14 protein-coding genes are annotated in these 15,737 nt (G+C 45.7%); 1 reads left to right on the top strand and 13 read right to left on the bottom strand.

Annotated features, from left to right (window positions below; translation table 11 throughout):
• Positions 1 to 581 (top strand): IS256 family transposase (locus tag ACESON_RS12075; RefSeq protein WP_373110104.1); only part of this gene is annotated, 581 nt, incomplete at its 5' end.
• 198 nt (positions 582 to 779) lie between these two features.
• Here ACESON_RS12075 and guaA read toward each other — a convergent pair.
• The 13 genes from guaA to guaB all read right to left on the bottom strand — a co-directional run bounded on the left by guaA (position 780) and on the right by guaB (position 15,687).
• A complete protein-coding gene (guaA, locus tag ACESON_RS12070) occupies positions 780 to 2,324 on the bottom strand; it encodes a glutamine-hydrolyzing GMP synthase (RefSeq protein WP_373110103.1) in 1,545 nt (514 codons plus the stop codon).
• A gap of 157 nt (positions 2,325 to 2,481) precedes the next feature.
• Positions 2,482 to 3,642, bottom strand: coding sequence for a sporulation integral membrane protein YtvI (gene ytvI, locus ACESON_RS12065; protein ID WP_177958876.1), 1,161 nt, complete (start codon positions 3,640 to 3,642; stop codon positions 2,482 to 2,484).
• The gene (gene hisC / locus ACESON_RS12060) at positions 3,639 to 4,718 is read right to left on the bottom strand and encodes a histidinol-phosphate transaminase (RefSeq protein ID WP_373110115.1); all 1,080 of its coding nucleotides are present in this window, start codon (positions 4,716 to 4,718) and stop codon (positions 3,639 to 3,641) included. Before hisC ends, ytvI begins: the two co-directional genes overlap by 4 nt.
• Positions 4,719 to 4,855: 137 nt before the next feature.
• The gene (locus ACESON_RS12055; protein WP_373110101.1) at positions 4,856 to 6,052 is read right to left on the bottom strand and encodes a pyridoxal phosphate-dependent aminotransferase; all 1,197 of its coding nucleotides are present in this window, start codon (positions 6,050 to 6,052) and stop codon (positions 4,856 to 4,858) included.
• A gap of 70 nt (positions 6,053 to 6,122) precedes the next feature.
• Positions 6,123 to 7,415: an O-antigen polymerase gene (locus ACESON_RS12050; RefSeq protein WP_373110099.1), complete on the bottom strand. Its 1,293-nt coding sequence runs from the start codon at positions 7,413 to 7,415 to the stop codon at positions 6,123 to 6,125.
• Positions 7,416 to 7,490: 75 nt separating this feature from the next.
• Complete coding sequence (gene ptsP, locus ACESON_RS12045; protein ID WP_373110096.1) at positions 7,491 to 9,200, bottom strand: phosphoenolpyruvate--protein phosphotransferase; 1,710 nt, start codon at positions 9,198 to 9,200, stop codon at positions 7,491 to 7,493.
• Positions 9,201 to 9,283: 83 nt separating this feature from the next.
• Positions 9,284 to 9,547 carry an HPr family phosphocarrier protein gene (locus ACESON_RS12040; RefSeq protein WP_177959723.1) on the bottom strand — a complete coding sequence of 88 codons (264 nt, stop codon included), beginning with the start codon at positions 9,545 to 9,547 and terminating at the stop codon, positions 9,284 to 9,286.
• A gap of 17 nt (positions 9,548 to 9,564) precedes the next feature.
• Complete coding sequence (locus ACESON_RS12035) at positions 9,565 to 10,929, bottom strand: CdaR family protein (protein ID WP_177959724.1); 1,365 nt, start codon at positions 10,927 to 10,929, stop codon at positions 9,565 to 9,567.
• Positions 10,907 to 11,782, bottom strand: a complete 876-nt coding sequence (cdaA, locus tag ACESON_RS12030; protein WP_373110113.1) for a diadenylate cyclase CdaA — start codon at positions 11,780 to 11,782, stop codon at positions 10,907 to 10,909. The genes ACESON_RS12035 and cdaA overlap by 23 nt, the downstream gene beginning before the upstream one ends.
• A gap of 50 nt (positions 11,783 to 11,832) precedes the next feature.
• Positions 11,833 to 12,807 carry an ABC transporter permease gene (locus ACESON_RS12025; protein ID WP_177959726.1) on the bottom strand — a complete coding sequence of 325 codons (975 nt, stop codon included), beginning with the start codon at positions 12,805 to 12,807 and terminating at the stop codon, positions 11,833 to 11,835.
• Positions 12,785 to 13,231 carry a hypothetical protein gene (locus ACESON_RS12020; RefSeq protein WP_177959727.1) on the bottom strand — a complete coding sequence of 149 codons (447 nt, stop codon included), beginning with the start codon at positions 13,229 to 13,231 and terminating at the stop codon, positions 12,785 to 12,787. Before ACESON_RS12020 ends, ACESON_RS12025 begins: the two co-directional genes overlap by 23 nt.
• Before the next feature lie 61 nt (positions 13,232 to 13,292).
• Positions 13,293 to 14,132, bottom strand: coding sequence for a sugar phosphate isomerase/epimerase family protein (locus ACESON_RS12015; protein ID WP_373110094.1), 840 nt, complete (start codon positions 14,130 to 14,132; stop codon positions 13,293 to 13,295).
• Positions 14,133 to 14,232: 100 nt separating this feature from the next.
• Entirely contained in the window at positions 14,233 to 15,687 is a 1,455-nt protein-coding gene (gene guaB, locus ACESON_RS12010) for an IMP dehydrogenase (RefSeq protein WP_177959729.1), read from the bottom strand.
• Positions 15,688 to 15,737: the final 50 nt, after the last annotated feature.

The following is a 15,737-nucleotide window of genomic DNA, read 5'->3' as shown; positions in this document are numbered from 1 at the left end:
AGTTCTGGCTTTCCATTTTGAACGGACTGAAAAACCGTGGCGTAGAAGATATCCTGATCGCATGCGTAGACGGCCTGACAGGCTTTCCACAGGCGATTGAAGCCGTTTTCCCGGATACTGAGATCCAACAGTGTATCATTCATCAGATCCGGAATACGACAAAGTTCGTTTCTTACAAGGAACTCAAGCCGTTGATGGCTGATCTGAAACGTGTATATGCAGCTCCAACGGAAGAAATCGCACGGGCTGAACTGGATAGTTTTGATGAGAAATGGAGCGGGAAATATCCCAAAATCGCAAAATCATGGAAGGATAACTGGGCGAATCTTTCAACGTATTTCAAGTATCCGGAAGCGGTCCGCCGCTTAATTTATACCACGAATACCATCGAGGGATTTAACCGGCAGCTGCGGAAGGTCACGAAATCCAAGACGGTATTCCCTTCGGATGAGAGTCTCCTGAAAATGCTGTATCTGGCCATGGTGGATATCACGAAAAAATGGACTGGACACCGACAGGATTGGGGACAGATCCATTCGCAGCTGGAAATATTTTTTGAAGAACGATTATCCGGATTATAAGCTGTTTCTGGCCTTTCAGGGCTGGCCTAGCCAGCCCTGCTTGACATGTCTGGAAACTGCATTATAATACAAGCAAGGGCAGAACCTCAAAAAATCGGCTCTGCCCAGAATAACTAATGACATATCTTATATCAGTTTTTTGAATTTACACAAAACTTGAAACGGTCTCGTTTATGCGGCTTTCCGGCTCCCTGTTTACTATTCAAATTCAATCGTCCCCGGCGGCTTCGAAGTCAAATCGTAGAATACCCGATTTACTCCCTTCACCTCATTGATAATTCTGCTCATTACCTTCTGCAGAACCTCCCATGGGATTTCCACTGCCTCAGCAGTCATAAAATCAATAGTACTTACCGCGCGCAGAGCAACTGCATAGTCATAGGTTCTCTCGTCTCCCATGACACCTACAGAGCGCATATTGGTAAGAGCTGCAAAATACTGGTTAATCTTCTTATCATAGCCGGCATTTGCCACTTCCTCACGGAAGATTGCATCGGCATCCTGGACAATCTTTACCTTTTCCGCTGTTACCTCGCCTACAATCCGAACACCAAGTCCCGGACCAGGGAAGGGCTGACGGAATACCAGGTATTCCGGAATGCCAAGCTCCAGACCTACCTTGCGCACCTCATCCTTAAACAGATCTCGAAGAGGCTCGATAATCTCCTTAAAATCTACATAGTCCGGCAGTCCGCCTACGTTATGATGAGACTTAATCACAGCCGACTCGCCGCCCAGGCCAGATTCTACCACATCTGGATAAATCGTTCCCTGTACCAGGAAGTCCACCGTACCGATTTTCTTGGCTTCTTCTTCAAATACGCGGATAAATTCTTCTCCGATTATTTTCCGCTTCTGCTCCGGATCCTCAATCCCGGCCAGCTTTTTGTAATAGCGTTCCTGGGCATTGACACGGATAAAATTCAGGTCATAATCACCAGCGGGACCGAATACGGTTTCCACCTCGTCACCTTCATTTTTTCTCAGCAGACCGTGATCCACAAATACACAGGTCAGCTGTTTTCCAATGGCTTTTGAAAGAAGAACGGCTGCCACGGAAGAATCCACACCTCCGGAAAGGGCACAAAGTACACGGCCGTCTCCTACCTTCTCTCTGATTGCCTGAATCGATTGTTCTACAAATGCATCCATTTTCCAGTCGCCGGCACATCCGCATACATTGTATACGAAATTGGACAGCATCTTGGTTCCCTCTTCTGTATGAAGAACCTCAGGATGGAACTGAATTGCATAGAGATTCTTTTCTGTACACTGCATTGCAGCTGCAGGACAATTATCCGTATAGGCTGTAATCTCAAATCCTGGTGCAATCTTTTCAATATAGTCATTGTGACTCATCCAGCAAATCGTCTTTTCTGCTACATTGGTAAACAGCTTGCAGTTCTGATCCACTGTCACCTCAATTTTTCCATACTCACGGACCGGTGCCTTGCAGACATGTCCGCCCAAAACGTGCATCATCAGCTGAGCGCCGTAGCACAGTCCAAGCACAGGAATTCCCATTTCAAACAGTTCTCTGCTGCAGGCAGGAGCCCCCTCTTCGTAACAGCTGTTGGGGCCTCCGGTAAGAATAATTCCTTTCGGATTCATCTCCCGAATTGCAGCAATGTCGGTTTTATAGGAATATATTTCACAGTAAACGTTGCATTCACGAACACGGCGGGCTACCAGCTGATTATACTGACCGCCAAAATCAATGACAATGATTTTTTCTCTGTTCACGAGCTTTCCTCCTACTTTCCGTCAAATTATAACAACGTTCATTATACAAAATTTAAAGATAAGATACAATAAAAATTATTTCGAAAATTTCCATAAATATTCCGCACATAACCCTATGTTTATTGACATCCGAAAACAGTACAGGTAATTTTCCCTATTAGCACTTCCCTTTCTGATCCGTTTCCCGTACAGCTTCGTTTGGCCCACGCAAAAGCTGCACCTCCTCTGCCAGAAGTCTGATATTTCCAATCAGAGGATCAAACGCTCCGTAATGATAAAGATTCATCACAAAAATTCCGATGGGAACAGCCAGAATCATACCGGATATTCCATGAACCTTAAATCCCAGATACAGAAAAATCAGGGTCCACAAGGGCGGAAGTCCCATAGAATCTCCCACAATTTTCGGCTGTATGACCTGACGAACCACCTGTGTCAGCACATACAGCAGAGCAAGTCCTGCTGCCAGAGCATATTTTCCAGACAGCAGCTTGATAAGAGCCCATGGAATCAGAACGGTTCCTGTTCCAAACAAAGGCAGAAAATCAAGCATAGATACTAAAAATGCCAATAAAAATGCATAGTTTATATTTAAAATCAGAAAACCGGCAAGAAGCATGGCTCCCACCACAAACATGATTTTAAACTGGGCCATAAAATATCCGCCTATGAGACGTTTTGCATCGCCTTTCAGATGGCTGTAATACTGATTTCCTTTTTCCGGCAGATGCTTTCTCCAAAATTCGATGATTTTGTCTCTTTCTGCGATAAAAAAGTAAGAAGACAAAATCGTTACAACCACATTAACCAGCACCCGCGGAAGCCGCATTGCTGCATTGCCGGCAGCCTCTACTGTAGGCGAAGCTATTTTCTGTACCAGAAAGCTCAGTCCCTGACCTACATTTCCGGCAAATTCCTGCCAGGACTGCCGGACATTGGCCGGAAGCATCCGAAACAAATCATCAAACCGGGCAAATACATTCTGCACCTCTGCGGCTGCCACTGCATACAATTCCGGCAAATCCTTCGCCAGATCGCAGGCCTGATACCACAGTCTGGAAATCAGAAAATACATCAGCCCAATTACCGCAGCCAGAACTGCAACTACAATCAAAGCTGAGCTGTGCTTTCGAACCAGCTTTAACCGCCGCTCCAGCATCCGCACCAGAGGATTGGCAATCAGGGCAATGATCCAGCCAATTACAAAGGGCATAAAGAATACAAGCAGCTTCGGCCCCAGCACACATACCAGACCGATTTCTGCCAAAGGAATAACAATATTCAGGATGATTCCTAAATAATATTTCCCATCCTTCAATCTATCACCTTCTCATTTTCTTGCTGCAAATATGTTTCAAGGAAAGCAAACAATGCCTCCATTTCCTCTCTTGTTCCAATGGAAATCCTCAGATAATTTTCCAGCTTTGGCTGTTTAAAATATCTGACAAAAATCTGATTTTCCCGCAGCGCCTCAAAAATTTCCTCTGCCTTTGCCGTTTTATGAGAGGCAAAAATAAAGTTTGACATAGAGTCCGGAAATGTAAAGCCCAACCGCTCTAACTGCTTTTTCGACCACTCCCTTGTCTCTATAATCTTCTTCAATGTCTTCTTGAAATATGCATCGTCCTTCACTGCTTCTTTTCCAAGAATCAGGGACGGCATATTCATGGTATAGGAATTATAGGAATACTTAACATCATTTAACGCCCGAATCAGTCTGGGATTTCCTATAGCAAAGCCAATTCGGATTCCAGCCATGGATCTGGATTTGCTGAAGGTCTGCACTACCAGAAGATTCTCATACCTGGGAACCAGAGACAGGGCGGAAACACCGCCAAAATCAATATATGCCTCATCTACAATCACAATGCTATCCTGATTGGAACGTACAATCTTCTCCACCTCATCCAGAGAAAGCAAAAGACCTGTAGGCGCATTGGGATTCGGAAAAATAATTCCTCCGTTTTCTCTCAGATAATCCTCCGGACGAAGGACAAAATTCTCATCCAGAGCCGGAGTTTCAAAGGGGATCTGGAACAGTTCTGCCCATACCTTATAAAAAGAATAAGAAATATCCGGAAACAGAATGGGCTTCTCAGAGTTAAAAAAGGTGAGAAAGCTCATTGCAATAACATCGTCAGAACCAACGCCCACAAAGACCTGATCTGTTCCCACATGGTAATATTCTGCAAGAGCAGCTACCAGCTCTCCTGCTGCCGGATCCGGATATTTTCTCAGACGATCATAGTCCATCTGCAAAAGAGCCTCTTTTACTCCCGGTGCAGGCGGATATGGATTTTCATTCGTATTCAGCTTAATTAACCGGTCTCCCTTTGGCTGATCGCCAGGAACATAGGGAACAACCTTTCTGATATATTTTTCCCAGCCGTACATAGATTTTTCCTCCTCATGGTCTTTCCAGGCAGTACCCTTCTTCTTCAGATGTGCCCGGATATTCTGTTTTCCCTGGATGCGAATCCTCATCCTCCTTCAACAGCCGTCTCTCCACACCACAGGACCCCTTCCAAAAGCTATACCAGCCCATACTCCTGTGCCAATGCCTCAAAGGCCGACATGGCTCTGGTAATCTGGTCTTCCGATACGCAATATGCAATCCGAACATATCCCGGACAGGCAAAGGAGCTTCCCGGAACTAACAAAAGATTATGCTTTTGCGCACGGGCACAGAAAGCTTTCTCATCCGGCTCCGGGGCCTTAACAAACAGATAAAATGCTCCCTCCGGCTTAATGCAGGAAAATCCCAGCTTTTTCAGTCCTTGATACAGAAGATTCCTGTTTTTATCATAAGCCTCCAGGTTGACCCGGGCATCTGCCTCAATGCACCGCTTAATTACCCTCTGCATCAGAGACGGGGCGTTGACACAGCCAAGAACACGGTTGGCAATCGTTGCTGCTGTAAATACTGCTTCACTATCTGTAAACTCATCCGGAATCACCAGATAGCCAATTCGTTCACCCGGAAGAGACAGGGATTTACTGTAGGAATAGCACACTACCGTATCTGCATAGTACTTTGTCACATAAGGCACCTCTACTCCGTCATAGGCCAGCTCTCTGTAAGGCTCATCGGAAATCAGTACCATCTCTGTTCCCAGCTCTTTTGTTTTCTGCCGCATAATCTCTGCCAGCCGAGTCAGTGTTTCATGGGAATACACTACACCAGTCGGATTATTTGGCGTATTGATAATAACCGCCTTTGTTCTGCCTGTAATCTTCTCTGCAAATTCTTCCAGATTCGGCTGAAAATCAGCAGTATTCGGAGAAATCACCGTAAGCTGGCCATCATAATTGCGGACATAATTGCCGTACTCTACAAAATACGGAGCAAATACAATGACTTCATCTCCCGGATTCAGAATCGTTTTTAAAATTACATTCAGTCCGCTGGCTGCACCTACCGTCATCAGAATATTCTTCTGACTGAATCTCGTACCAAACCGGCTGTTCAGCGACTGGGCAATCGTCTCTCTTACATCCTCATATCCGGCATTGCTCATATATCCATGAACAAAGGTGGACTCCTCCTCCCTCAAAGTATCCAATATGGCCTGCTCAACCTCCGGCGGCGCCGGAACATTGGGATTTCCAAGACTGAAATCATAGACATTTTCTGCCCCGTAAATAGCAGCCAGCCGTTTTCCCTCCTCAAACATCACGCGAATTACAGAATTATTCTCCACCAAGGGCTTCATTTTTCCGGAAATCATCAGTTATCATCCTCCTGCTTATTCTCTTATTCTTCCCCAATTCATTTTTCAAAGCTGTCCCATCTGTTTCCTACCTTCGCCGGTACTGGTTGAAATGATAATACAATGCCAGAATGCCCGTTACAATCAGATAAAACCAGGTTGTTGTATTGCTGAACCATGTAGTAAAAAACGAAAGCATCATATAGGCTGCAAATTGAGCATACAGCAGGTATCCTATGGGATTTTTCATTTCCCGCAGTTTTTCTGTCAAAAAATAGGCGACAGCCCCCAAAAGACAGGACAAAAAAAGCACTCCAATCCAACCAAAATCATAATAGGCATCATAAAACATAGTCAGTGTTGTCAGTTCCTTTTTATTTACATAAATCGGAAATTGAATCAGCTGCGGGAAGAAAAACTTCAGTCCTGTGAGAGCCCAAAGTGGAAACAGACTTTTCAGTCCCAGACTGTGTTCCGGAAGCGCCTCTACCAGACAGTTAAAATTATCATAATTATTTGCAATATACATATACGGCTGCGTAATAAAAATCGGCATTTTCTCATACTTCATTTCGAAAATTCCATTTAAATATGCAACATCATGACTTCTTGCCACAGTCAGAACCAAATATACAGGAATCAAAACCGCCAGCAGGCCCAGCAGATAAATCGGATGGAATGTTCTCTGAAGGGAAATATAGGTAAAGGCCGCCAAAAGCACAGCAAATACAAACTGAAATCTCGATACACACAAAATCGGGATCATCAGAGCGATTCCTGATAAAATCAGGGCAATCACCATTCTCCGCTCACTCCCCCGTCCTCTTTCTGTATGGAAAAATAAAACTGCCAGAGACGGCACCAGAACACAGGATACTGTGATATAGTGAACGCCTGTCAAATGAAATTCAGAATAGGCATGGGGAACCCCCTTTAAAAACAATGGAACATATCCCAGCTTCACTGCCTCCAAAACAAATGCAGCCAGGGAAATAGCCGTCAGGCCGCAAATTATATGAAACAGGGGAATGGAATTGCAGGAAAAGCTTCTCCTCCGCCCATAGCTTTCACGAGTCGTCCCAAACAGAGCAGTAAGTATCTCAAACACTGCCCAGAAACCTGCATAGGCCAGAGCCAGACAAATCCATGTCATCAATGACCAGTCTGTCTGCAGATGGCTTAGCTTCAGACAGGACAGCCCCTGCCCCCCTATCCAGAAAAGCGAAAACAGGGCACGCAGATGAATGATATTTTTTGTTTTCCGATAATCAGAATAATACAGCCATGCTGCGACTGCCAGAAGCACTGCACCAGAAAGATAGTATTGCTCCCACCGCGCCAGAAAATAAGCTGCCAGATAACAAATTGCGTAAACTGCCATAAACCTTCCCACCCTGTCTTTGATTTTCTCTGTTTTTCAAAAGGCTGCCGCTGACGGCAGCGACAGCCTCTTTTCTTATCCTACAAAGGATTTCATATATTCTTCTACTTCTTTTGCTGTTGCAAAACTCATTGCCTTATCAGCCACTGCCTGCAGCTCGCTTGTACTGTAACCGGTAATCAGCTTTCTGGCGCGCAGAATTGCGGATGCACTCATACTGAATTCATTTAATCCAAAGGCCAGAAGCAGCGGAATCATCATAGGATCACTGGCTGCCTCTCCGCACATACCTACCATAATGCCAGCTTCTCTTCCGCAGGCAATAATGTGCTTAATGCTGCGCAGAACTGCCGGGTTAAAGGTGGAATATAAGTAGGAGATCTTATCATTTCCACGGTCAACTGACATGGTATACTGAGTCAAATCATTGGTTCCAATACTGAAGAAATCTGCTTCTTTGGCAAATACATCGGCCATCAGAGATGCAGCTGCAGTCTCTACCATAATTCCAACCTGGATATCCCGGTTGTATTCGATGCCTTCCCGATCTAACTCTGCCTTTATCTCTGCAATCAAGGCTTTTGCCTCACGCAGCTCATCAATGCAGGTTACCATGGGAATCATGATTTTAATATTGCCGTAGGCACTGGCACGAAGAAGTGCACGCAGCTGGGGTCTGTAAATATCCTCTTTTCGATCCAGACACAGACGGATAGCACGGTATCCCAGGAAAGGATTCTCGTCCTTCTTCAGACCCATATAAGGAATCTCCTTATCACCGCCAATATCCAGAGTACGGATAATTACCGGCTTTCCTGCCAGCTTTTCTGCAACCTCTTTATATGCCTCAAACTGCTCCTCCTCCGTGGGCATGGCAGTTCTGTCCATAAATAGAAACTCTGTTCGAAACAGACCAACACCCTCACCGTCATACTGAAGCACCTTTTCCACATCCTCCGGCTTTCCAATATTAGCCACCAGTTCAATGGACACACCGTCACTGGTTACTGTGGGTTTTCCTATGTACTGCTCCAGCTCTTTCTTTTCCTTCAGGAGGCAGTCTCTCTTTTCCTGATATTCAGCAGCAGTCTTTTCATCAGGATTTACAAAAACAAGTCCCTCAGAGCCGTCCAGTATTACCTGGTCCCCGTTTTTCACAAGGCTCATAAAATCCTTCACAGCAACCACTGCCGGAATCTCCAGGGCTCTGGCCAGAATAGCGCTGTGAGAAGTCTTTCCTCCCAGCTCCGTCACAATGCCAGCTACATGGGCCGGATTGATTCCTGCAGTCATAGAAGGAGTCAAGTCCTTTGCTACCAGAATACTTCCTGCCGGAAGAGCAGAAATATCCACAGAAGACACACCCATCAGCACCTGCTGTATCCGCGTCTTAATATCACGCATATCAGTTGCTCTCTGCTGCATCAACTCGTCTTCCATTGCTGCAAAAACATCTGCATACATGGTGCATACCTGCTCAACGGCATATTCGCTGCAGATAACTTCATTTTTAATCGTATTTTCAATTTCACCGGTCAGCATCGGATCCATCAGAAGCATCAGATGACCCTGCATAATCTCAGCCTCCTTCTCCCCCACTCTGGTAGCGAGATCTGCAGCCAGTGCTTCTGTGTCCTTCATAGTCTGTTCCAATGCATCCTGAAAGCGCTTCACCTCTGCTTCCGCATCGACAACCGCCTCCCTTTTTATCACCAGCTCTGCCTCTTCCACAATAACAGCTGTTCCGATACCAATTCCGGAAGAAGCATTCGTTCCCTGATACATAGTTAACCTCCTTATTAATTAAATATTTATTATCAGTGACTCTCCACAGAACATGGTTCCGCCAAAAGCACCAATAGCTTCTTTTATTCGCCCAGACCGCTTTCAATCAGTCCTGCCACTGCGGCAAGGGCTTCTTCTTCATCATTTCCTTCACAAATCAGTTCAATCTCATCTCCGCACTTTACACAGGCTCCCAATATGCTGAGAACGCTTTTTGCGTTTGCCGTTGTGCTTCCTGTTACGATCTGAATCGATGACTGATATTTGATTGCTTCATTGCAGAGCATTCCTGTCGGCCTCAAATGAAGCCCGGAAATATTTTTGATTCTCAGCTGCTTTCTTACCACGTTATCCCTCTTTTCCGTCAGCCGGCGCTGCTTTCTTCTCTGGTCTGCGCCGGTGTCTCTGTTTCTGCCTCTGTGGTTTCTTTTTCCGAAGAATCCGATTCTGACTCCTGGGGTCTGCTGGATGAGGTTCCTGCCTCCAGAACATCTGCACTCTGTACAACATCTATCTGAAGCTCTGAACTGGACACAATGGTAAATGCCGCATCCGGCTCAAACTCTACCACTGCACTGTGCATTCCAGATCCAAGATCTGCCAGGTTCACAGATGCCCCCAAATCAGAACCGTTTAAGCTTTCCAGATCCTCGCTGAGTCCCTGAACAACTACTTCCATTTTTTCCGGAATGAAGCGATAGTGATAATCCTCCGATGGATTTTTCTGTTCTATCTCCTCATCCATAAGAATAATGGTTCTGTTAACCAGCTTTTCTACCTTCAGGCGAATCTCTACAGATGGATTCTGTGATTCTGCCAGCTCTACACCCTCCGGGAGATAGTCTCTCAAATCCACTGTTACTACAACATCTGATGCTGCCCGGTTAATATTCAGTTCACTGGCCGGAATCGTGATTTTGTTTACATCCGCCAAATTGGTTTTCAGTCCCGTTACCTTTACATCCCGGCTGCTGCACTCTACACCAGTGTACTGATACCCTGGTGCAACCGTACCGGTTACCTCAAAATCAAGGGGAAGACTCTTTACTTTATTGATAGCGACACGATAGGAAATTTCCCCTGTATCTACCGTAATCCGATCCCCAATGTCAGACAACTCATTTCCATTGGCATCATAGAAGCGAGGCTTCGCTGTTCCCGTCAAATCGCTGGCAGCTCCATCCACATTAAGTTCAACCCCCATATAGCTGATCATACCTACCTGGGAAACCGGTCCTTCTACTGTTATCGTAGCTGGAGTCAGCTCCACTTTTCCATCAGAATATCCCTCTGCCGCATGACCGGTAATCTTTGTCTGAAGTTCAAAAGGCTTGCTCTGAAGCTCCTCAGTCTGTACCCGGACTACCCCCGGCTTTGTAGTGATTTCACTGATCAGCTCTTTATTGCTTAAAATTTCCACCTTCACTTCCACAGAACCCGTTACGCTGTAAAGCTCTGCCAAATCCACATAGGCCCGGAAATCAGAAGCCTTAATCCGGTAAGCGTCCCTGGTACGCACCCGGTAATTGACCGTTACCGTACTTTTTCCATTGATCTCGTAAGCCCGATTTGCTGCTGTCAGCACCTGTCCGTTGACCGTCTCCAGAGGTACCTCCTTACTTCCCGATGTCAGCGGATTGGATACGTTCATAACAACCAGCCATACAAAAAATGCCACAAAGATAGAAAGAATCTTCAAGCCCAGGTTATTCAACAGTTTTTCTTTCATTCTTCTTTTTTCCCTTCCATATCCTGAAACGGCTGCTTCCTGTTTCCTCCTGCCGTTCCATGCTGGCCAAAGCTGCCTTCAGCATCTCCGCATCAGCAATCCGACGAAGAGAACCGCCTTCCACAAGAGATACCCGTCCAGTTTCCTCAGAAACCACAATGGTCATACTGTCTGTCACCTCACTGATTCCCACTGCTGCCCGGTGCCTCGTCCCCAGCTCCTTACTGATCATCATATTATCTGACAGCGGCAGGTAGCAGGTGGCGGCCGTCACTCGGTTGCCCCGGATTACCACAGCTCCGTCATGAAGCGGCGTATTGTGTTCAAATATATTAATCAACAGCTGACTGCTGACCAGTCCGTTGATTTCAATGCCTGTCCTCTCTATTTCCCGAAGAGAAACATTGCGCTCAATCACCATCAGCGCTCCTGTTTTTACCTTGGCCATCTCAAAGGTAGCCTTTACAATCTCGTTGACTGTTCGTTCGGAAAACTCCTGATTTTCCTTTCCGTCATCAAAAAGAAGCAGTTCTGAAAACAAATTTTTACTTCCCAGCTGCTCCAGAGCCTTGCGCAGCTCCGGCTGGAAGATAATCACCAGCGCTGTAACTGCAATCGCTCCGCTTTTATCAAGGATCCAGAGAATGGTATTCCATCGAAACAGAGCTGCAAGAAGAGCAAATGCCAGAATCATGCCAATGCCCCGCAGAAGATACCATGCCCTGGTACTCTTGATCCAGAGCAGAGCAAAATATACCAGAATTGCAATAATAATAATCTCTGTTAAGCTTCCAATGGTAATCCTCGGCAAAAACGAAAGCCAGGATTCCAGCCCGTCAAAAAAAGCTCCCACATCCTGGATGATGCCCGCCATACGTATGCCTCACTTTCAACATTCAAAATTCACGGCCGCTCCTGTCTGCGGCCCTCGGCTCCCGGACGGCGCACCCGTTCCGGATTGTTCATGCGCTGTACCCGCACATCCGGTTTGGACACGGCCACCTTCGGAACCGCTTTCACATAATAAACATAATCATCATCTTCAAACTGCATATATTCGGTTCGGGTATAATCGACCGCAAACACGAAAAAATGATAAAGTCCAGCCAGCACCAGAGAAACAATCACAGCTGTCAGCAATTCTCCAATCGGCATAGACACATCAAACAGATAATCTCCTACAAAAACACCTGCCATCTGCACAATGGTTCCAATCACAATTGCAATCATCCACGCATAATCAACAGACAGCGTCCGAATCAGATATACTGCAAGGACACCAACCGCGCACACTGCAATCATTACCACAATAGCCTTGTTGGAAAGAATTGCCTGTATGATCTGAACAAACTTCTGAGCAATATCCACAGAAGCATCATTTGTCAGAAGCCCCGCATTCTGCCGGACATAATTTAAAATATAATAAACAACAACCCCGCAGCTGACCGGAATCACAACAATAGGCCCTGCGCAGAGCCCTGCGAGAATCGGAACTGCAAAGGGAATTTTCATGACAAATGCCATAGGAACCAAAACCATCCAGTAGCTGTCTCCAGGCTGAAAACCATAATAGAGAAGCGCTACAATCATCAGAAAAACTGCTGTAATCAAAGCAATCTCCATAGATACTGCGTAAATATGGGCCAGGAGCACCACTGCCAGAAGACATGCAATGGCTCCATAGGGCAGAAATGCACAAAGCAGTGAAAGAAGAAGCACCACTGCCATGCTGTTTAGTCTTGTCATAAAGCCGAGATTATGGCTCATCATCCACAGAGCAGCAAAGCTGTAAATAAACTTTACCATTCCATCAGCCGCAGCCGCGTATTTTCCATAAAAGGATCTAAGACGTTCTTTAAGTACGAGAAACATCATCATGTCGGACGCCCTCCTTTGTCAATTCTTTGCTGCGGCTCTGAAATTCATATCGTTTTTCCAGCCGTTTCAGCTTTGCCACATATACCTTCATTCCTCTCCTGGCATATTCATACCGCTTTCGGTATACCAGAAAGGTAATCAAAAGATAGACAGCCAGACCTGCTCCATACAGCAGTAAGGCAGTTCTTGCCAGACCTGCCGCCTCTTCCAGATTGATCGTATTTAAAATCCGCTCCATACTGTACAAAACCCAGATCAGAAGGCACAGCAGGTAACAGAAGCTGTAAGAAAAGAAGGACCGCAGCATCCGACTGCTGATGTAATCATTCTTAAAATAGCGATTTGCCGGAAATATCGCCTTTCCTTCTCGTTTTTCGAACATCGCAATACTGGTCATAAGCTTTAATTTATCTTCATTCAGCATAGGCCCTTCCTCTTCGTCCTGAAACATACTTTTTTAGTATAGCATAATTATCCTGCCTGCGCTACACTTCCTCATAGATTTTTTGCAGATATGCCACATCTCTGTGCCACCGCTCCCGGTTGGAATTTTCCAGAAGCATGGTAATATATGGCTTCTCTTTTTTCAGCCAGCGAAGCAGCGGCTCATAGTGAAACAGACCGTCTCCTATATGCTCAAACTGGGGTTCTCCGTTTTCCATGCGGAAATCCTTAATATGTACCATAGAAATCCTGTCTCCGTAAAGTGCAAAGGCCTGTTCCAGAACTCCCTCCTGATTTTTATAATTTTTCCCGCTGATTAAATTAACCGGATCCAGAATAGCCTCCACGTTAGGCGAATTGATATCATCCAGAAAACGTTTCATTCTCTCCGGGCTGTACAGAGTATGGTCATGAACCGCCTCCACACCAACAATCACTCCCAGCTTTTCTGCTGCGTCCACAATCTCCCTCATACTTTTTAAAAGAAGCTGGTAGCACTCTTCTGTATAGGTTTCCGGAACCACTTGAAAATCACTGCTGTATCGTCCTGTCTCCGTACCAACCATATCAGCGCCTATAATCTTAGCATATTTCAAATGCTCAATAAATCGTGCAACAGAAAGCTGCCTCTTATTCTCGTCCGGATCCGTTGGATTGATATAGCAGCCAAGAACTGCAACATGAATCCCCCGCGCCTTCAGCTTGTCAGAAATCATATGGGCAAATCCCGGTGAATAATGTCCCGGTCCAAAATCAAACCCAGAAATGGATTTCCCAAATGCCAGCTGAATCTGACAGATTCCATTTTCTTTTACCGTATCAAGTAAAGTATCGATATCCGTTTTCGGACAGATATCGTGACATCTCATTCCATAATTCATTTATTGTTTCCTCCCTGTTTCACATATCTAGGGGTAGTATACCACAAAACCACCGCCATGCATAGCAGAGCGGTGGTTTTGAAAAACAGTTTATGAAATTTTAAGCATCTACGCTGTAGTTAGGTGCCTCTTTTGTAATATGAATATCGTGAGGATGGCTTTCTTTTAAGGATGCTGCAGAAATCTTCACAAACTTTCCAGTTTCCTGAAGAGTAGGAATATCAGAAGCACCGCAGTAGCCCATACCTGCGCGAAGACCGCCCAGCATCTGGAATACGGTATCCTCTACCAGTCCCTTATATGCAACACGTCCTTCTACGCCTTCCGGAACCAGTTTCTTGGCATCTGCCTGGAAATAACGGTCTTTGCTTCCATTTTCCATAGCTGCAATCGATCCCATGCCACGGTATACTTTATATTTTCTTCCCTGGTACAGCTCAAAGGTTCCCGGGCTCTCATCACATCCGGCAAACAGGCTTCCCATCATACATACATTACCGCCTGCGGCAATCGCCTTGGTAATATCTCCGGAATACTTAATACCACCGTCTGCAATAATCGGAATGCCATACTCTTTTGCAACAGCATAGCAGTCCATAACAGCCGTAATCTGCGGAACACCAATACCTGCAACTACGCGGGTTGTACAGATAGAACCAGGTCCGATACCAACCTTTACTGCATCTACACCGGCCTCAATCAGAGCGCGGGTTGCCTCTCCTGTAGCCACATTTCCTGCAATAACCTGCAGATCCGGATATTTTTCTTTGATCATACGCACACAGCGCAGAACATTTTCTGAATGGCCATGAGCAGAATCCAGTACAACTACGTCAACCTGGGCCTTCATCAAAGCCTCAACGCGCTCCAGAACATTGGCAGTGATTCCAAGAGCTGCGCCGCACAGCAGACGTCCCTTCTCGTCCTTAGCAGACAGCGGATACTTAATCTGCTTCTCAATATCCTTAATGGTGATGAGACCTTTTAAGTTAAAATCATCATCTACGATAGGAAGCTTCTCTACTCTGGCCTTGGCAAGAATCTTCTTTGCCTCCATAAGAGTAATGCCTTCCTTGGCGGTAACCAGCTTCTCGCTGGTCATGCACTCTTTGATCTTCTTGCTGAAGTCCTCTTCAAATTTCAGATCGCGGTTAGTAATAATACCAACCAGCTTACGTCCCTCTGTAATCGGAACACCGGAAATCCGGAATTTACCCATCAACTCATCTGCATCCCGCAGAGTGTGCTCCGGGGACAGGAAAAACGGGTCTGTAATGACGCCATTTTCTGAACGTTTAACCTTATCTACTTCCTCAGCCTGAGCTTCAATGCTCATGTTTTTGTGAATAATTCCGATACCGCCCTGGCGCGCCATGGCAATCGCCATGCGATGTTCCGTAACCGTATCCATACCAGCACTCATCAGGGGAATATTCAGTTTAATCTTCTTGGTCAGATAAGTAGTGAGATCTACCTGATTCGGCACCACCTGAGAATAGGAAGGCACCAGCAGAACGTCATCAAATGTAATGCCGTCACCAATAATTGTACCCATTTTTTTGTCCTCTCTTTCGTTGATTTATTCGACAGAACCTGACAGGCTGT

This window comes from Lachnoclostridium sp. Marseille-P6806, assembly GCF_964238185.1.
GTDB lineage: Bacteria > Bacillota > Clostridia > Lachnospirales > Lachnospiraceae > Brotaphodocola.
This window is presented reverse-complemented; position numbering and strand designations above follow the sequence as displayed.